Source organism: Novosphingobium aquiterrae, assembly GCF_042434435.1.
Lineage (GTDB): Bacteria > Pseudomonadota > Alphaproteobacteria > Sphingomonadales > Sphingomonadaceae > Novosphingobium > Novosphingobium aquiterrae.
The window spans coordinates 243,406-262,687 of sequence record NZ_JBHLTL010000011.1; the positions used below are offsets into that span (position 1 = coordinate 243,406).

Consider the following 19,282-nt stretch of genomic DNA (forward strand, 5'->3'; position numbering starts at 1 on the left):
TCTACACACGTCAAAATATTTTACCGATGGGTTTTCGGCTGATAGCCTGCGGCTCACAAAGCGTTCAGCCGAGTCAGCACCCATGAGCACCAAGATCGAACTTCGCCGCTTACCCCCGCTCAAGGCGCTGAAGGGGTTCGAAGCGGCGACGCGCCATCAAAGCATCCGCGATGCTGCAGCCGAACTGTGCCTTACCCACCCGGCAATCAGCCATCAGGTCCAGTTGATCGAAGAGGCGCTTGGCGTTGCGCTGTTCGCACAGGAAGGGCGGCATATCGTTTCAACCGAGGAAGGGCGTGTGCTCTATCCATACGTGCGCAGCGCGTTTGAATCGCTGTTGGAAGGTGTCGAAGCGGTCCACCGTCATGCCCTGGACAAGCCGCTGCGCGTGCAGACCTATGTCACCGCATCGATCCGCTGGCTCGCAAGGCGTGTGCCCCAGTTCCTTAACGCGCACCCCGAAATCAAGCTCACGCTCAGCACCTGCGCCGTTGAATGGGAGTTTGATGATGTCCATGCCGACGTCGGCCTGGTCTATTGCGATGTTGTCCCCGATCCGACAAAGTTTCACTGGATGCCGCTGTTCGATTACGCGCTGTTCCCGGTGTGCAGTCCGGGCTTTCTTGAAAGGATGGGCCCCGGGCCGCGACTTGAAGACCTGATGCAGCAGCCGCTGGTGGCAATCTATACCGAGGTACAGAACTGGGAGAGCTGGTTTACCTCCGCGGGCGCGAGGTTTGAGCCCAAGGTTCCCTACCTGATGGTCGATACGCTTGCGGTGGCTCTGGAAATGGCTCTCAACGGCGAGGGCGTTGCTTTGGTCAACGGGCCCTTTGTCGATCAGGATCTGGCCTCGGGGCGTCTGGTGCGGCCGTCCGACCATGTTGAGACGTGCCCCGGCGCGTGGGGCCTGATCTGCCGCAAGGATATGAAAGAGAATTTGCGCATCCGGACCTTTATGGACTGGATGGCCGATCACGTGGCTAATCCAAATTGAACCAGGCCGACTTGGACTGCATGTAGCCGGCAAGGCACTCCAGCGATTTGTCGCGCGTGTTTCCGGATTGCTTGTAGCCACCGAATGGCTGGGTCATGTCCCCATCGCCGAAGCAGTTGATCCAGACGACGCCCGCTTCAAGTGCCCTGACCATCCGGTGCGCGCGTTTGACATCGCTAGTCCAGACGCTGGCTGCAAGTCCATAGACAGAATCGTTGGCAAGGCGGATTGCGTCGTGCTCGCTCGCAAAGCGCTGAACGCAAGCAATCGGACCGAAGATCTCTTCGCGGCCGACAGCCATCGCAGGCGAGACATCCCGGAACAGGGTCGGGTTGACATAGGCGCCGGCGCTTCCTGCAAGGCCCGCGGTCCCGCCCATCGCCAGCGTTGCCCCGTCCGCCTTGCCCCTTTCGATCCAGTCCAGCACTGTCTGCCGATGCGCATGCGACACCAGCGGGCCCATGCTGGTGGCAGGATCAAGCGGATCGCCCGGAACATAGAACTGCGGGGTGCGGGCGATGAACCTGGCGATGAAATCTTCGTACAGGTCATCATGCACCAACAATCGCGAACCGGCGTTGCAGACCTGCCCGGCATTGTCGAAAATGCCCATGATTGCGCAGTCAACGGCCGCGTCCAGGTCTGCAAGATCGGGCATGAAGATCTGCGGGCTTTTGCCGCCCGTTTCCAGTGACACGCGCTTGAGGTTCGATTCCCCCGCCGCGATCAAAAGGCGCTTTCCGGTTGCAGTCGATCCGGTGAAGCTGATCTTGGCGACGTCAGGGTGCAACGCCAGGCGGTTACCGGCATCATGTCCAAGGCCATTGACCAGGTTGAAGACGCCGGGCGGGCCCCCGGCTTCGACAAAAAGCTGCGCCAGGCGAATGCAGGAAAGGCCCGCCCTTTCCGACGGCTTGAGCACGACACAGTTGCCCGCAGCAAGGGCGGGGGCGACTTTCCATGCCGCCATCAGCAGGGGATAGTTCCATGCCGATATCGCCCCAACCACGCCAAGCGGCTCGCGCGCGATCATGTGGCTGGCATTGTGCGGGCTGTTGGTGACCGATCCGCCGACCTTATCGATCGCCTCGCCGAAATAGCGGATTGTCACAATCGTCTCTGGCAGATCGATGCCCAATGCATCGCTGATCGGTTTGCCCATGCTGAGCGTCTCGAGCAGGGCCAGGTCGGCTGCGTTGCTCTCGATCAGATCGGCCCAGCGCCGGAAAACGTCCATCCGTGACCGCGGCGTCATGTACCGCCAGCGCCCATCGTCCCACGCCGCCTTTGCCGAGGCCACGGCGCGGTCCATGTCGGCAGTCGTGCCGCAGGCCAGTTCGGTCATGGTGCTGCCATTGGCAGGGTTGACCACGGCGAGCGGCTGGCCCGAACCAGCAATGCTGCGGCCCTCGATGAAAAGCCCCGTCTCGAATGCCAGGGCTGCGGCGCGCGCCGCCCAGATGGCGCGGTCGGACGATGGGGCCTTGTTCATGGACGTTTTCCTGACAGGCTAGCGCTTCGGCACGACCTCATAACCCGGCTCTTCTGGCTCGTCGTCCATCATCTGCGCGGGGAACCCCGTGCCGAGTACCTTGATCCCCAGCGGTTCTTCATAGCGGCGGATGATATTCGGCGAAAATTCGCGGCTGCCATAGCTGGCCTCGGCCTCCTTGAAGAGCCGGACGATGAGCGGGGAGATTTCAACCGGCACGCCAGCCTGCTGCGCGATCCTGTCGAACAGGCCGATATCCTTGCTGACCAGATCCATGGTGAAATTGATGTCGCGGCTGCCGTTGAGGATAACCTGACTTTCGGTTTCATGGACGAAGCTGTTGCCGGATGAAATGCGGATCGCTTCATAGGTCGTGTTCATGTCCAGCCCGATTGCCTTGCAGGTCGTCAGCGCCTCGGCCAGCGCGACAAGATGCACGGTGCACAGATAGTTGGTCATGACCTTGAGTTGAGAGGCCGTGCCCAGTTCGCCGGTATGCAGAATCCGCCGGCCCATGGTGGTCAGAACGGGCAACACGGTTTCGAATGCCGCGCGCGGACCGCCTGCGAAGATCGCGATGTTGCCGGTGTCGGCACGGTGGCAGCCGCCCGATACCGGGCATTCCATAAACATCGCGCCGCGCGCTTCGACCAGGGCGCCAAGCCGGATGATTTCCGAATAGTCGGTCGTGCTCATTTCGAGCCAGACCTGACCGGGCCGCATGACCTGGATTAAGCCGTCATCGCCTTCGGCAACGTCCGAGCTGGCCGCCGGGCTGGGCAGGCACGTGACGATCAGGTCGACCGCTTCGGCCAGTGCCCTGGGAGACGAGGCGGACTGGGCACCGCGTGCGACAAAGTCGCTGACCAGTCCGGCATCGAGATCCCGGACGGTAACGTCGTGGCCATTGCGAATAAGGCTTCCGGCAAGTTTGCCGCCGACATTGCCCAGGCCAATGAATCCAATTTTCATAATCGCTTTCTGCGCTGATGAGACCCCGCTATTCCGCCGGTTAGAGCCACGGGGGCGAAGCGCCACAAATGAATTTTTTGGGTTTAAGGCTAAATTTTTTGAACGCGGGGCCAACGGCACAGGCGGCGTCAGACCCGAAAATTTTTTGAACCAATGGCGCGGAATTGCCCATTTGTCGTGCCTATCGATCCCGCCCTAAAGTCATCCCAAAATGCCCCCGGGAGTGAGGCCGAATTACATGCAGACACAGGCGCGCGTAGTCATCATCGGTGGCGGGATCATGGGAGCAAGCCTGCTCTACCATCTGGCCGAGCTTGGCTGGACCGATTGCATGCTGATCGAAAAGGATGAGCTGACTTCGGGTTCCACCTGGCACGCCGCCGGGCAGTGTCCCAGCATCACCGGAAGTTTCAATCTTGCCAAGATCCATGCCTACAGCAACGAACTCTATCCGAGGCTAGAGGGGCTGACCGGACAGTATGTCAGCTGGCATAAGTCCGGCGGGATCCGCTTTGCCACCAATGAGCGCGAACTGGCCTGGTTCAAGTACATCCATGGCTTTTCGAAGATCATCGGATTCGACATGGAAATCATCCCGCCCGAAGAGATCCGGCGGATCAATCCGTTTGTCACCACCGAGGGCGTGATCGCCGGCGCGCGCACCACAAGCGACGGTCACGCCGATCCATCGGGCATATGCAATGCCCTGGCGATCGGCGCGAGGGACAAGGGCGCAACCATCGTTCGCCGCAACCGGGTAACCGGACTGTCGCAGCTGCCAGGCGGTGAGTGGGACGTCGCGACCGAACAAGGCACCGTCCGCGCAGAGATCGTCGTCAATGCGGCGGGGTGCTATGCCCGGCAGGTTGCCCAGATGGCCGGGATCGACATTCCCGTCACCAACATGGAACATCACTACATCGTCACGGACCCGATCCCCGCCTTCATGGAGCGGGACGAGGAAATTCCGGTGATGCGTTGCCCCTATGTCTCGGGCTATTTCCGGCAGGAGCAGAAGAGCGGGCTGATCGGCGTCTACGAGAACACCGGGCTAGCCGAGGCCTGGGCACCCAAGGGCATGCCCGAATGGGAATCGACCAGCGAGCTTTTCATCGATGATCTGGATCGCATCTCCAAATGGCTGGAGCGCGCGATCGAACGCATGCCGGTGTTCGGCGAAGTCGGCATCCGCCGGATCGTCAATGGCGCAATTCCCCATACCCCAGATGGTGGCCCGCTGCTTGGCCCCGCGGCAGGCTTGCGCAACTTCTGGCAGTGCTGCGGAACCTCGTTCGGGATTGCCCAGGGTGGCGGCTCGGGCAAGTACCTGGCCCAGTCGATCGTCTACGGTGACGCCGACATCAACATGGCCGAGTTCGACCCGCGCCGGTACGGACCGTTCGCCGATGAGGCCTACAGCCGGGCCAAGGTCTTCCTAGACTACCGGATGACATTCACTACCCGCCCGCCCGGCGAGGAAGAACCCGATGGCCGGCCGCAGAAGATCAGCCCGCTGTACGGGCGGTTGCTGGCAGCGGGCGCGAACTATGGCGAGACCTATGGCTGGGAACGGCCCAAGTGGTTCTCACTCGACGGTCGCACCGAGGAGCCGGGCTATCACCGCACCAATGTGTTCGATGTGGTCGCTGCCGAAGTGAAGGCGGTCGAGCGGCGGGTCGGGGTGCTCGACCTGTCGGGCTTCGCCAAATACGACGTCACCGGGCCCGACGCAGAGGCGTTCCTCAACCGGATTTGCGCCAACCGGATGCCCAGGAAGCTAGGCGGCATTGGCCTGGTCCACCCACTTTCGCGACTGGGCCGAATCTATGGCGAAATGACCGTGACGCGGATGGCCGACGATCACTTCTACTGCCTCTGCGCCGCGGCTGCAGAACAGCGCGACGCAGATCACCTGCATCAGAGCAAATTGCCGCACGAAGACGTCACGATTCGCAACGTCACCATGGATCGCGGCGTGCTGGTGATCAGCGGACCGCGCAGCCGCGATGTGCTGGCCAAGCTGACCGATGCAGACCTGTCCAACGAAGGCTTCCGCTGGCTGAGCGGGCAGGACATCGTCATCGCGGGCATACCTGTGCGGGCGCTGCGGGTGTCATATGTCGGTGAGCTGGGTTGGGAATTGCACCCGGCGATGGATGATCTGGCCGCGCTCTATGACGCCGTCTGGGCCGCAGGGCAGGAATTCGGGATCGCCAATTACGGACTTTACGCCGTCAACACCATGCGGATGGAAAAGGGCTACAAGGCCTGGGGCAGCGAGCTGACCAACGAGCAGACCATGATCGAGGCGGGAATGGACCGCTTCATCCAGTTCAAGAAGGACGATTTCGTCGGCAGACAGGCCACGCTCGATGCGCCGGACCGGTTCCGGATCGTCTATGGCGCGGTCGATGCCGCGGACGTCGATGTGCGCGGGGCTGAGCCATGCCTGGTTGGCGATGCTTGCATCGGCCTGACAACTTCGGGCGGCTATGGCCACCGTGTGGGCACGAGCCTGTTCTTCGCCTGCGTCCCGATCGAGCACGCCGCGCCGGGATCGACCTTCCAGATTCAGCTGCAAGGCGAGCTGCGCAATGCCGAGGTGCTGGAACATCCCGCCTACGACTCTGACAATGCCAAGATGAAGGCCTGAAGCGATGGCGGCAGATCTCCCACGCAAGGCCCGCGTTGTCATCATCGGCGGCGGTGTCATTGGCTGCTCGATCGCTTATCACCTGACCAGGATCGGCTGGGACGACGTAGTGCTGCTTGAGCGCAAGCAGTTGACCAGCGGCACCACCTGGCACGCCGCCGGACTGGTCGGGCAATTGCGCCCTTCGATCAACATGACCAAGCTCGCCAAATATACCGGCGAGCTTTATCGAGGGCTCGAGGCGGAAACCGGCCAGGCGACCGGCTACCGCCAGTGCGGTTCGATCTCGATGGCGACCAATGCCGAGCGGTTCGAGGAATTGAAGCGCAGCGCCTCGATGGCCAAGGTGTTCGACCTGCCGGTCCACGTCGTGACCCCGCAAGAGATCAAGGACCTCGCCGGGATCGTCAATGTCGACGACGTGGTTGGCGGGATCCATATTCCCAGCGACGGCTATGCCAACGCAGTCGACATCACGATGGCGCTGGCCAAGGGCGCGCGCAGCGGCGGGGCGCGGATCTTCGAGAACACCAAGGTCACCCGGATCCGCCACGACGGCACCCGCGCGACCGGGGTCGATACTGCCGACGGGCCGATCGATGCCGACTATGTCGTGATCTGCGGCGGAATGTGGACCCGCGATCTGGCCGCCAGCGTCGGGGTCACGGCGCCGCTCCATGCCTGCGAGCATTACTACGTGCTGTTTGAGGGCGTCGAAGGGATCGACCCAAGCCTGCCGGTGCTGCGCGACTACGACTATTGCGGCTACTACAAGTATGATGCCGGAAAACTTCTGGTCGGGGCGTTCGAGCCCAATGCCAGGCCATGGGGCATGGACGGCATTTCCGAAGACTTCTGCTTCGATGAGATTGCCGGCAGCTTCGAGCACTTTGAACCGTTGCTGATGGATGCGATGCGCCGTGTCCCGGCACTGGAGAATGCGGGCATCCTCAAGTTCTTCTGCGGCCCGGAGAGCTTCACCCCGGACGTTCGCTATCACCTGGGCGAAAGCGCCGAACTCAAGGGCTGCTTTGTTGCTGCCGGTCTCAATTCGATCGGCCTGCAGTCGGCTGGCGGCGTGGGCAAGGTCATGGCCGAATGGATTCGCGACGGCATCCCGCCCGCCGACCTATGGACTGTCGATATTCGCCGCAACATGCCGTTCCAGAACAACCGCAAGTACCTGCGCGAGCGTGTGACCGAGAGTCTTGGCCTGCTTTACGCCACGCATTATCCCTTCAAGCAGTACGAGACCGCGCGCGGGGTCCGCAAATCGGCGATCCATGATCGGCTGGCGGCTGCCGGGGCGTGTTTCGGCGAGGCCTTCGGTTGGGAGCGGGCCAACTGGTACGCAGAGCCGGGCACCAGCCCCCGATACGAATACAGCTACGGCCGTCAGAACTGGTTCGACGCCAGCGCCGGCGAATGCAAGGCGGTTCGTGAAGCGGTGGCACTGTTCGACCAGTCGAGCTTCGCCAAGTTCCGCCTGGAAGGGCGCGATGCCTGCGCGGTGCTGAACCGGGTCTGCGCCAACGATGTCGACGTCGCGCCGGGCAAACTGGTCTATACCCAGTGGCTCAACGACAAGGGCGGGATCGAAGCCGACCTGACGGTGACGCGGCTCAGCCGGGATGTCTTCTTGATTGTCGGCGGAGCCGAGACCGAGACCAAGGATTTCAACTGGCTCAAGCGGCATACGCCGGATGATGCCCGTGCCGTGCTGACCAATGTCAGCTCGGGGATGGGGGTGCTGTCGATCATGGGGCCCAATGCGCGCGCCTTGCTGCAATCGCTCAGCCCCAGCGATCTGTCAGACGCAGCGTTTTCCTTCGGGACCAGCCAGGAGATCGAGCTTGGTTATGCGATCGTCCGGGCCTCGCGGATCACCTACGTCGGAGAACTGGGCTGGGAAGTCTACATCCCGACCGAATTCATGGCCGGTGTCTACGACGAGATCGTATCCGGTGGCGCGGCGTTCGGCCTCAGGCACGCCGGCTATCACGCGCTCAACTCGTTGCGGATGGAAAAGGCCTATCGCCATTGGGGCCATGATATCACCGATGAAGATACCCCGCTGGAAGCCGGGTTGGGTTTCGCGGTCAAGCTGGACAAACCCGGCGGCTTCATCGGCCGCGAGGCCTTGCTGCGGCAGAAGCAGGACGGGCTCAAGCAACGCCTGGTCCAGTTCCTGCTCAAGTCGCCCGAGCCGATGCTCTATCATAACGAGCCGATCTGGCAGGGCGACCGGATCGCCGGATACATCCGCTCTGGCATGTATGCCCATAGCCTGGGCGCGGCCTGCGGGCTTGGCTACGTGACGGCCGCCGATGGCGGTGTGGTAGGACCGATCAGCCCGGATGACTACGAGATCGAAATAGCGGGCGTGCGCTATTCGGCTATCGCCTCGCTCAAACCCTTGTACGACCCCGCCAGCACCCGGATCAAAATGTGATGACCGAAACGTCAAACCAATTGATGCAGCGCCTCGCCGCCAACACGCGGGTGGGTTACAGCTTCGAGCAGGAATTCTACACCAGCGAAAGCGTGTTCAAGGCCGACTTCGAGCATGTAATTGGCCGGAAGTGGATTGTGGCGGGGCACGTCTCGCGCGTCCAGAACAAGGGTGACTATTTCCTGTTCCGTATCGGTAGCGAACAGATCATCGTCATCCGTGAGAACGAAGCGAGCGTCCGCGCGTTCTTCAATGTCTGCCGCCATCGGGGATCGACCATCTGCTCGGCCGAAAGCGGCAATGCGCCACGGCTGGTCTGCCCCTATCACGCCTGGACCTTCGGCCTCGATGGCCGGCTGCTTGCCGCGCGGCTGATGCCGGACGATTTCGACAAGGCCGCAAACGGCCTGTTCGCCTGCCATGTCCGCGTCTTCCACGGGCTGATCTTCATCAACCTGAGCGTGGATGAGCCCGACGATTTCGATGCGACCTTTGGTGATATGGGGCCGATCCTGGACTATCAGGGAATCGCCGATGCCCGGATCGCCCATGCCGGCAGCTATCCTACGGACGCCAACTGGAAGCTCGTCGTCGAGAACTTCTTCGAATGCTATCACTGCGTTCCATCGCATCCGGAATTCTGTTCGATGCACGCGGCCGAGTCGATCATTGCGGTTGGAGCAGGGCCGAGCTCGGGACCGGCAGAGGCAATTGCCAGCTTTACGCCGAAGCTCAAGGCGTGGGAGGAACGCGCCGCCAGACAAGGGCGCCCGATCGGCAATATCGACGAGACGCCGGACAGCAGCCATCTGCGCCTGTTGATGCAACGCATGAACAAAGAGGGCTGGGCTTCCGAAACGCAGGATGGAACTGCCCCCGCGCCGCTGATGGGCAAGCGCAAGGCAGCCGATGGCGGGCGGATGCATCTGAGCTTCAGTCCGTTTACCCAGATCGTCGCCGACGATCATTTTGCCATCCTGTTCCAGTTCACGCCGCGATCGGCATTGCGATCGGATGTTGAGATGATCTGGCTTGTCGATGGCCGTGCCGGTGCAGACCAGGTGGATATTCCCAAGATGATCTGGGGCTATCACGCCACAACGATGCAGGACAAAGTCATTACGGAGGACAACCAGGCTGGCATCATGTCGAGCCGCTATCGCCCGGGCCGCTATTCCGATCAGGAGGGCAGCGTGATCAAGTTTCAGAAATGGTATCTGAACCAGTTCGGTCTGGCCCGCGCCGAATGACCGTTCCGGCGGTCATGCGCGCGGTCCTGCTTACCGGCAATGGCGGATTCGACCGGCTTGAGCTGCGCAACGATGTACCCGTGCCGATCCCGCAAGCGGGACAGGTCCTGATCAAGGTTGGGGCTGCCGGGGTCAACAATACCGATATCAACACCCGCATCGGCTGGTATTCCAAGGCGGTGGCCGAGGCGACCGAAGCCGGAGCAGCCGAGGGAATTGCCGGCGCTGAGGATGATGGCTGGTCGGGCGCGGCCTTCCGCTTTCCGCGCATCCAGGGCGCCGACGGCTGCGGGCGGATCGTCGCCGTAGGACCCGGGGTTGACCCGTCCCGGATTGGCGAACTGGTTCTGGTCGAGCCGGTGTTCCGGGGCGCAGATCCCTTCGACGTCGTCTATTTCGGCTCGGAAGTGGACGGTGCCTTCGCCGAATATTCGACTGCGCCCTCCGTCCACGCTCACGCCATTCGGAGCGATCTGAGCGATGCCGAGCTGGCCAGCTTCCCCTGTGCCTATTCGGCAGCAGAGAACATGCTGACGCGCATAGGCCTTGATGCAGGGGAACGGGTCCTGATCACGGGGGCATCGGGCGGTGTTGGTTCGGCGGCGGTGCAGCTGGCCAGACGGCGGGGGGCGCAGGTCATTGCCATGGCAGGCAGCGACAAGGCCGAAGCGATCCGGTCGCTGGGCGCAGCAGACGTGATTGCCAGGGATGCCGATCTTGCCAGTCTGTTTGAACACGATCCGTTCGACGCTGCGGTCGATATTGTCGGCGGGACAAAGTTTGCCGCCATTCTCAAAAGCCTGCGCAACGGGGGACGCTATGCCGCTGCCGGCGCCATTGCGGGGCCGCTGGTCGAACTCGACCTGAGGACCCTCTACCTAAAGGATCTGCGCCTGATCGGCTGCACGGTGCTGGAACCTGAAGTCTTCCCGAACCTTATCGGCTATATCGAACGCGGTGAAATCGTGCCGTTGTTGTCGCGAACCTATCCGCTTTCCGACATCGTCCGCGCGCAAGAGGATTTCCTCACCAAGCGGCACGTTGGCAAGATCGTGCTGACCCTTTAGTCGACTGTTGCCAGCAAGTCCCCGATCCGCCCGATCATCTCGTCGATGTGCGCCTTTTCAAGGATCAGGGGCGGGGATAGTGCGACGATATCGCCGGTGACGCGGATCAGCAGCCCGGTATCGAAGCACTTGTGGAACAGCTCCATCGCGCGTTTGCCCGCAGCGCCGGCGCGCGGTTCCAGCTCGATTCCCGCGACAATGCCCAGGTTGCGCAGGTCGATGACGTGGGGCTTGCCTTTCAGACTGTGGACGGCGTCCTGCCAATAGCCTGACAAGTCGGCCGCCCGTTCAAACAAGCCTTCGTCGCGGTAGAGATCGAGCGAGGCGATGCCGGCGGCGGCGGCCAGCGGATGGCCCGAATAGGTGTAGCCATGGAACAGCTCGATGCCATCGGGGCCGCCTTCGACGACCGCGTCATGGATCACGCGGCTGACCGCGACCGCGCCCATCGGCACGGCGGCGTTGGTCAGGCCCTTGGCCATGGTGATGATGTCCGGAGTAACCCCCAGCACCTCGGCAGCGGTCGCTCCGCCAAGCCGGCCGAAGGCGGTGATCACCTCGTCGAAAATCAGGACAATGCCGTGCCGGGTGCAGATTTCGCGCAGCCGTTCGAGATAGCCGAGCGGCGGGATCAGCACCCCGGTCGATCCGGCCATCGGCTCGACGATCACCGCGGCGATCGTCTCCGCGCCGTGCAGGGCGACGATCCGCTCAAGATCGTCGGCCAGATGCGCGCCGTGCTGCGGGCGGCCCTTGGTGAAGGCGTTGGCGGCCAGATCGTGCGTGTGCGGAAGGTGGTCGACCCCGGTCAGCAGGGTGCCGAACTGGCGGCGATTGTTGACGATCCCGCCGACCGAGATCCCGCCGAACCCGACTCCGTGATAGCCGCGTTCGCGCCCGATCAGCCGGGTCCGCGTGCCTTCGCCGCGCGCGCGCTGATAGGCCAAGGCGATCTTCAGCGCGGTATCGACCGATTCCGAACCCGAATTGGTGAAGAAGATCCGGTCGAGCGGTTCGGGCATCAATGCCGCAAGCCGCGTCGCCAGTTCGAAGGCCAGGGGATGGGCCAGCTGGAACGTCGGGCCGAAGTCCATCTCGCCCGCGGTCTTGCGGATCGCCTCGACGATCGGCGCCCGGCAGTGCCCGGCATTGACGCACCACAGCCCGGCCGTGCCATCCAGCACCTGCCGCCCGTCGCTGCTGGTGTAATGCATGTCCTTGGCTGACGAGAGCAGGCGCGGCGCCGCCTTGAACGCCCGGTTGGCCGTAAAGGGCATCCAGAATGCCGCGAGCGGATCGTTCTCCAATTTCATGCCCGGGCTCCCTTGGCTTGGCTTTGCGGTTGTAGCCTTCGTCGATCCGCTTGTCGCCAGCGATTGAAAAGATTGCCGCGATCGGAAAATTTCCGTTGGCGGATTGGCCCCGCGTTCAACCGGTCCCGGTGCGGCGGGCGAACCATAGCTTGGCAGCGTACCCCGCCATGAAACCGCACGTCACCGCGATACTGGCCCACAGTTCGACCCGGTGCCCTGGCGAAAGCCCCATCAGCGCGATCACGCCGGCCATGCCGGCCATCGCCGCCCAGGTGCCATAAGGATGAAACCACATCCGCAGCTTCAAGGCATCGGGCGCTTCGGCCTCGAACTGGCCGCGCAGGCGCAGCTGGGCCCAGGCGATCAGCAGGTAGATGAACAGCATGATTGCACCCGACGAATTGATCAGGAAATTGAACACCCGGTCAGGCGACAGGATCGATGCGGCGAGCGCGCCGTAACTGAACAGGCTGGCGATCAGGATCGCGCGGGCGGGGACCCGCGCCTTGCTGAGCCTGACACAGGCCTTCGGGGCATCGCCGTTCTGGGCCAGCCCGAACATCGCGCGGCTGGTGATATAGATCCCGGAATTGAGGCACGACAGCACCGCGACCAGCACAATCCCGTCCATCACCATGTCCGCCGCCGGATAGCCCATCACGCGCAGCGCATGGGCAAACGGCGATACCCCGACGACGATCTGGTTCCATGGCACCACCGAAACGATCATCAGGATCGACAGCACGAAGAATACAAGGATGCGGATCGACACCGAAATGGTCATGCGCGCAATGGTCTGCGCGCCTTCGTCGGATTCGGCAGCGGCCAGGGTGGCGATCTCGGCCCCGCACAGCGAGAAGATCGTGGTTGCGACCCCGGCGAAGATCGCGGTCACGCCGGCCGGAGCAAAGCCGCCATGCGCGGTAAGATTGGCGAAGGTCGAGCCGCCGGGCGACGTGATCCCGAATGCATAGGCCGCCGCGATCACGATGAAAGCGATCACGGCAATCACCTTGGTCGAGGCAAACCAGAACTCGAACTCGCCATAGGACCGCGCCGACAGCAGGTTCACCGCGGTCAGCAGGGCCATCAGGGTCACCCCGATCTGCCACACTTCGAACTGGGGGAACCAGCTGTTGATGATCTTGGCCCCGGCGATCGCCTCGACCGCGATCACCACCACCCAGAAGTACCAGTAGAGCCAGCCCACCAGATAACCCGCCCAGGCGCCGACACCTTCCCTGGCGAAGGCGGGAAATGTCTGAACGCCCGGCATGGCCATGGCCATTTCGGAGATCATCCGCATCACCAGCAGGACGAGAAACCCGGCAAGGGCATAGCTGACCACGGCGGCCGGTCCGATCGTGCTGATCGCGGTGGAGGAGCCGACGAACAGCCCCGCGCCGATGATCCCGCCAAAGGTAATCATCGAGACGTGCCGGGCCTTGAGCGCGCGGCTCAGCTGATCTGCGGCGCGGTCTTCGTCCATCGGTCCTGATAGTGTCGCCAAGTTTCCCCCCATTGCCGGCAATCGATGCCGGCCTGTGGATCATTCATGCCGACAAACCGGGGGCAGAGCCAAGGACAAAACGACACGCGGGGTCTGATCAAGCTCTAATCCTAGATATTAGAATGGCCGATAGTGAGCCCGGATCGGCTTTTGACAGTTGTCGCTGCGCCGGGTTGGCTGACATAGCGAGAGTTCTTCGGGAACAATCGGGCAGCCAAAATGAAATCGACGGCCAGAGCAGTGGTGATCGGCGGCGGCGTCGTCGGGGTCTCTACGCTGTACCACCTTGCCAAGCTGGGCTGGACGGATTCGATCCTGCTCGAGCGCAAGGAGCTGACATCGGGATCGACCTGGCATGCCGCCGGGCTGCTACCGCTGTTCAACCTCAGCTATTCGGTGGGCAAGCTGCACCAGTATTCGGTCGACCTGTACCCTAGCCTTGAAGCGGAGACCGAACTCAATGTCGGGTTCTCGCGCGTTAGCAATATCCGCCTGGCAACCACGCGCGACCGGCTGGACGAATATCATTACTATGCCGGGGTCGCCAAGACGATCGGGGTCGACGTCAACTTCCTGACCGCCGACCAGGTCAAGGAGATCTGGCCGCTGTGCAACACCGATGGGGTGATTGGCGCGATCCAGCACCCTGAAGATGGCTATATCCAGCCTGCCGACCTGACCCAGGCGCTGGCCAAGGGTGCCCGTCAGCGCGGCGCGACGATCCATCGCAACACCACGGTGACCGGGATCACCCAGCTGCACTCGGGCGAATGGCTGGTCTCGACCGATCAGGGTGACATCACCTGCGAACACGTAATCTCGTGTTCGGGCAACTTTGCGCGCCAGACCGGGGCGATGGTCGGTCTCGACATTCCCGTCATCCCGGTCGAGCATCAATACATCGTCACCGAACAGCATCCCGCGATCATGGAGCGCAAGCGCCAGGGCCTGCCCGAAATGGGCGTGCTGCGCGAATCCGATGCCAGCTATTACATGCGCGAGGAAGCCGGAGGGCTGCTGCTGGGGCCTTATGAAGTCGGCGCGCCGGCCTGCTATGTCGACGGTCCGGCCGCCAACAGCGAATACGAGCTGTTCCCCGACGCGCTGGAACGGCTCGAGCCCTACATCCTGGCGGCGATGGAGCGGGTTCCCGCCTTCGGTGAGGTCGGGATCAAGAAGGTCTATAACGGCGCGATCGCCTATACCCCGGATGGTTCGCCGATTGTCGGCCCGGCCTGGGGCTTGAAGAACTTCTGGCTCAACGAAGGCCACAGTTTCGGCGTGACCGCCGCGGGCGGGGCGGGCTGGCAGCTGGCCCACTGGGTGGTCGACGGCGAACCGACGATCGACATGATGGGGGTCGATCCGCGCCGCTTCGGCGACTATGCCGGGCGCGGCTACCTGATCGAGAAGAACGAAGAGGCCTATGCCAAGGTCTTCACGGTCCATTACCCCGACGAGGAGCGCGAAGCCGGACGGGCGCTGCGCCGCACCCCGTGCTATGACCGGATGAAGGCGCTGGGCGCGGTTTTCGGCTCGGTGTTCGGGTGGGAACGGCCGAACTGGTTCGCCCCGACCGGCTATGCGCTGAGCGACGCCGAACTCGACCGGCCCGAGGTGCTGCTCAACCACAATCATCCGGCAACCGGCGACGCCGAGCCGATCCGCGAGAAATGGTCATTCCGCCGTTCCAACTATTTCGAGCACGTCGGCAACGAATGCCGCCATGTCCACGAAAAGGTCGGCATCCAGGACATGAGCGCTTTCGCCAAGTGCGAGATCAGCGGTCCCGGTGCGGAGGCCTGGCTCGACGGCTTGCTGACCAATGCCGTGCCCAAGAAGGTCGGGCGGGTCTCGCTGTCCTATCTGCTGACCAGCAAGGGCGGGGTCCGCGCCGAATTCACCGTCTACAAGACTGCGCCGCAGCGGTACTACCTGGTGTCGGCCGGTGCCTATGAGCGGCACGATCACGATTACCTGCGCAAGGCCCTGCCGCGCGACGGCTCGGTGACGATGGAACGGCTGACCACGGCGATGGGCGTGCTCGTCCTCGCCGGACCGCGCAGCCGGGATGTGCTGGCCAAGCTGACCGATGCCGACCTGTCGAACGAAGCCTTCCCATGGCTGACCGGCCAGCGCATCAGCATCGGGCTGGCCCCGGTCGACGCGCTGCGGGTGAATTTCATCGGCGAACTGGGCTGGGAAATCCATCACCCGATCGAGATGCAGAACTACATCTTCGACCAGCTGATGGCGGCCGGCGCCGAATTCGATATCAAGCCATTCGGGATCCGGGCGATGACCTTGATGGCGCTGGAAAAGAGCTACAAGCTGATCCCGCGCGAACTGTCGGTCGAATATTCGGCGCACGAAAGCGGCCTCGATCGCTTCATCAGCCTCAAGAAGCCGGGCTTCTTCGGCAAGGATGCCTTGCTCGCCTGGCGCGACAAGGGACTGGCCAATCGGCTGGTCACCCTGGAAGTCCACGGCGTCACCGATGCCGATGCGCGCGGCTCCGAAGCGATCTATCGCGGCACCGAGCTGGTCGGCCGCGCCACCTCGGGCGGGTTTGGCTGGCGCTGCAACAAGAGCCTGGCGCTGGCGATGGTCAGCCCGGCCTGCGACGAAGTCGGCACCGAGCTTGAGATCGTGATCCTCGGCGCGCGCTACAAGGCCACGGTGATCGCCGATTCCCCGTTCGATCCGGACAACAATGCGCTGAGGAGCTGAGCCTATGTCGCGCCTTGAACCCATTGCCACCTGGCTGAACCAGAATCGCCCCGGCTATACCCTGCCGCGCGAACTCTACGTCAGCGAAGAGGCGTTCCAGTTCGACGTCCACGTCATGCTCAAGTCGGTGTGGCTCTATGCCTGCACCGTCGCCCACGTGAAGAACCCGGGCGACTATTTCGTCTTCGAACTGGCCAGCAATTCGGTGATCATCGTGCGCGGGCGCGACAACCAGGTGCGGGCCTTCTGGAATTCGTGCCGCCACCGCGGTGCCCGGATCTGCCAGGAACAACGCGGGCGCGCGCCGAGGCTGATGTGCCCCTATCACCAGTGGACCTACGGCCTTGATGGCGGACTGCTGGCCGCGCGGAGCATGGCGGAAGATTTCGACAAGAAGGACCACGGCCTGGTTCCCGTGGCGCTGGAAAACATCGGCGGGCTGATCTTCATCTGCATGGATGACAATCCGCCGCCGATCGACCGGGTCAAGGCCGACATTGTCGACCAGATCGCGGTCTACGACCTGGAAAAGTGCAAGGTGGCCGTTCAGGACAACCTGATCGAGGACGCCAACTGGAAGCTGGTGATGGAGAACAATCGCGAGTGCTATCACTGCGATGCCGGCCACCCCGAACTGATCAGCGTGCTAGGCACCTATGGCTTCGGCAAGGGCCTGCCCGAAGACGGCGAGGCCGACGTCGTCGATGACAGCGCGTTCGACGCAATGGTCGAGGCCAAGCGCGCGCAGTGGAAGGATCTGGGCATCTACCGCGACTTGATCGAGTTCCCCGACGGGTGGTGGCACCGCGTCGCGCGGCTGCCGCTGGCGAACGGGGCGGTGACCCAGTCGATCGACGGCAAGCTGGCATCGCAGAAGCTGATCGGTCCTTTTACCGAGCCGGAAACGTCGAGCCTCTCGGTCTGGACCCAGCCCAACAGCTGGCACCATTTCTGCTGCGATCACGTCGTGACCTTTTCGCTCACGCCCCTGTCGGCCGACAAGACCCTGCTGCGCACCAGCTGGCTGGTGCATGAGGATGCTGTCGAGGGCGTGGACTACGATCCCGATCACATCGCCGCGCTGTGGCGCACGACCAACAACCAGGACGGGCACTTCTCGCACCTCAACCATATCGGCATCGCGACCGACGGCTATCGCCAGGGTCCCTATGCGGTGGAAGAGAAGCTGGTCGAGGATTTCAAGGACTTCTACGTCGACCGGGCCAAGGCCGCCCTTCAGCAGGCGGCACAATGAGCTTGGGCAATCCGCTGCCGGCAGCCGGTTCGCAGAAGATCCGGGCAGCTGACTGGCTTGCCGGCGAGCGGCCGGGTGAGACTGTCCGCGCGCTGATCGACGATCCGGCGGGGTATCGCACCATGCTGATGCAGATTGCGCCAGGCCCGCTGGGCATGATGCACGCGCACGACACGATCGAGCAGATCTATGTCCTGGAGGGTGATTTCTTCGACGATGAGGCAAGCTATGGCCCCGGCGACTTTGTCGTACGCATGCCCGGCACCCAGCACCGCGCGGGGAGCCGCAACGGCTGCACCATGATGGTGATCTATGCCCCGCAGGTAGGGGCGGCAGCATGACCCGGTTCAGCGCCTTCAGCCTGTTCGCCAAGGCCCTGGGCGGGCATCAGACCTGGCCTGAGCAGTGGCCCGATGCGCAGCCCAAGCCGGCTTACGAGGCGATCATCGTCGGTGCCGGCGGGCACGGGCTGGGCGCAGCCTATTACCTCGCCAAGAAATATGGGATCACCAATGTCGCGGTGATCGAGAAGGGCTGGCTGGGCGGCGGCAATACCGGCCGCAACACCACGATCATCCGCTCGAACTATCTCTATGACGAAAGCGCCCATCTCTACGATCACGCAGTCAAGCTGTGGGACGGGCTGAGCCAGGAGCTCAACTACAACACGATGTATTCAAAGCGCGGCGTGATGATGCTGGCGCACAATGTCCACGATGTGCAGAGCTTCAAGCGGCACATCCACGCCAACCGCCTGAACGGCGTCGACAACGAATGGCTGACCACGGAGCAGGCCAAGGACTATTGCCCGCCGCTCAATGTCTCGCCCGGTGCGCGCTATCCGGTGCTTGGCGCCGCGCTGCAGCGCCGCGGCGGCACCGCCCGGCACGATACGGTGGCCTGGGGCTATGCCCGCGCGGCGGCAGCGCTGGGCGTCGATATCATTCAGAACTGCGCGGTCACCGGCATTCGCCGCGGCGCGGACGGGGCGGTCGAGGGGGTCGAGACCGAACGCGGCTTCATCGCGTCGAAGCGGATCGGGGTATCTGCTGCCGGCAATTCCTCGGTCATCATGCAGATGGCCGGGCTCGACTTCCCGCTGGAAAGCTATCCGCTCCAGGCGCTGGTTTCCGAACCGGTGAAGCCGATCTTTCCCTGCGTCGTGATGTCGAACACGGTCCACGCCTACATGAGCCAGTCCGACAAGGGCGAGCTGGTCATTGGCGCCGGGACCGACCAGTACGTCAGCTATTCGCAGCGCGGTGCGCTGCACATCGTCGAGCATACCCTGGCGGCGATCTGCGAGATTTTCCCGATCTTTCGCCGGATGCGGATGCTGCGGACCTGGGGCGGGGTGGTCGATGTCACGCCCGATCGCTCGCCGATCCTGGGCAAGACTCCGGTCAAGGGCCTCTACGTCAATTGCGGCTGGGGCACCGGGGGCTTCAAGGCGACCCCGGGGGCGGGCGATCTGCTCGCCTACACCATGGCCAGGGACGAACCGCACCCGATCAACGCACCCTACAACCTCGACCGGTTCCGGAGCGGCCGCCTGATCGACGAGGCCGCGGCCGCCGCGGTGGCGCACTGA

Annotated in this window: 13 protein-coding genes; 9 read left to right on the forward strand and 4 right to left on the reverse strand. The window is 63.1% G+C overall.

The window, feature by feature from the left end; all coding sequences use genetic code 11:
• The first annotated feature begins 82 nt into the window (after positions 1–82).
• Entirely contained in the window at positions 83–997 is a 915-nt protein-coding gene (locus ACFFF7_RS14720; RefSeq protein WP_379482112.1) for a LysR substrate-binding domain-containing protein, read from the forward strand.
• On the opposite strand, the gene ACFFF7_RS14725 is transcribed toward ACFFF7_RS14720, so the two are convergent.
• On the reverse strand, positions 984–2,489 hold the full coding sequence (locus ACFFF7_RS14725; RefSeq protein WP_379482113.1) for an aldehyde dehydrogenase family protein: 1,506 nt from the start codon (positions 2,487–2,489) through the stop codon (positions 984–986). The genes ACFFF7_RS14720 and ACFFF7_RS14725 overlap by 14 nt on opposite strands.
• Positions 2,490–2,507: 18 nt before the next feature.
• On the reverse strand, positions 2,508–3,461 hold the full coding sequence (locus ACFFF7_RS14730) for an NAD(P)-dependent oxidoreductase (protein ID WP_379482114.1): 954 nt from the start codon (positions 3,459–3,461) through the stop codon (positions 2,508–2,510).
• 238 nt (positions 3,462–3,699) lie between these two features.
• On the opposite strand from ACFFF7_RS14730, the gene ACFFF7_RS14735 reads away from it, so the two are divergent.
• The 4 genes from ACFFF7_RS14735 to ACFFF7_RS14750 are packed head-to-tail and all read left to right on the forward strand — an operon-like array spanning position 3,700 to position 10,883.
• Positions 3,700–6,114 (forward strand): FAD-dependent oxidoreductase, encoded by a 2,415-nt coding sequence (locus ACFFF7_RS14735; RefSeq protein WP_379482115.1) that lies wholly within the window; start codon positions 3,700–3,702, stop codon positions 6,112–6,114.
• 4 nt (positions 6,115–6,118) lie between these two features.
• On the forward strand, positions 6,119–8,566 hold the full coding sequence (locus ACFFF7_RS14740; RefSeq protein ID WP_379482116.1) for a GcvT family protein: 2,448 nt from the start codon (positions 6,119–6,121) through the stop codon (positions 8,564–8,566).
• A complete protein-coding gene (locus tag ACFFF7_RS14745) occupies positions 8,566–9,816 on the forward strand; it encodes an aromatic ring-hydroxylating oxygenase subunit alpha (protein ID WP_379482117.1) in 1,251 nt (416 codons plus the stop codon). The genes ACFFF7_RS14740 and ACFFF7_RS14745 overlap by 1 nt, the downstream gene beginning before the upstream one ends.
• A complete protein-coding gene (locus ACFFF7_RS14750) occupies positions 9,813–10,883 on the forward strand; it encodes an alcohol dehydrogenase family protein (protein WP_379482118.1) in 1,071 nt (356 codons plus the stop codon). Before ACFFF7_RS14745 ends, ACFFF7_RS14750 begins: the two co-directional genes overlap by 4 nt.
• On the opposite strand, the gene aptA is transcribed toward ACFFF7_RS14750, so the two are convergent.
• Positions 10,880–12,196 (reverse strand): omega-aminotransferase AptA, encoded by a 1,317-nt coding sequence (gene aptA / locus ACFFF7_RS14755; RefSeq protein WP_379482119.1) that lies wholly within the window; start codon positions 12,194–12,196, stop codon positions 10,880–10,882. The two genes, ACFFF7_RS14750 and aptA, sit on opposite strands and share 4 nt — an antisense overlap.
• 115 nt (positions 12,197–12,311) lie before the next feature.
• On the reverse strand, positions 12,312–13,685 hold the full coding sequence (locus ACFFF7_RS14760; protein ID WP_379482120.1) for an amino acid permease: 1,374 nt from the start codon (positions 13,683–13,685) through the stop codon (positions 12,312–12,314).
• 240 nt (positions 13,686–13,925) lie between these two features.
• Between ACFFF7_RS14760 and ACFFF7_RS14765 the strand changes: the two genes are divergently transcribed.
• From ACFFF7_RS14765 to ACFFF7_RS14780, 4 genes are read left to right on the forward strand one after another with little or no spacing between them, the layout of a single operon-like run.
• Positions 13,926–16,436 (forward strand): GcvT family protein, encoded by a 2,511-nt coding sequence (locus ACFFF7_RS14765; RefSeq protein ID WP_379482121.1) that lies wholly within the window; start codon positions 13,926–13,928, stop codon positions 16,434–16,436.
• A gap of 4 nt (positions 16,437–16,440) precedes the next feature.
• Positions 16,441–17,691 (forward strand): aromatic ring-hydroxylating oxygenase subunit alpha, encoded by a 1,251-nt coding sequence (locus ACFFF7_RS14770; RefSeq protein ID WP_379482122.1) that lies wholly within the window; start codon positions 16,441–16,443, stop codon positions 17,689–17,691.
• Positions 17,688–18,032, forward strand: a complete 345-nt coding sequence (locus tag ACFFF7_RS14775; protein ID WP_379482123.1) for a cupin domain-containing protein — start codon at positions 17,688–17,690, stop codon at positions 18,030–18,032. The genes ACFFF7_RS14770 and ACFFF7_RS14775 overlap by 4 nt, the downstream gene beginning before the upstream one ends.
• A complete protein-coding gene (locus tag ACFFF7_RS14780; RefSeq protein WP_379482124.1) occupies positions 18,029–19,282 on the forward strand; it encodes a sarcosine oxidase subunit beta family protein in 1,254 nt (417 codons plus the stop codon). Before ACFFF7_RS14775 ends, ACFFF7_RS14780 begins: the two co-directional genes overlap by 4 nt.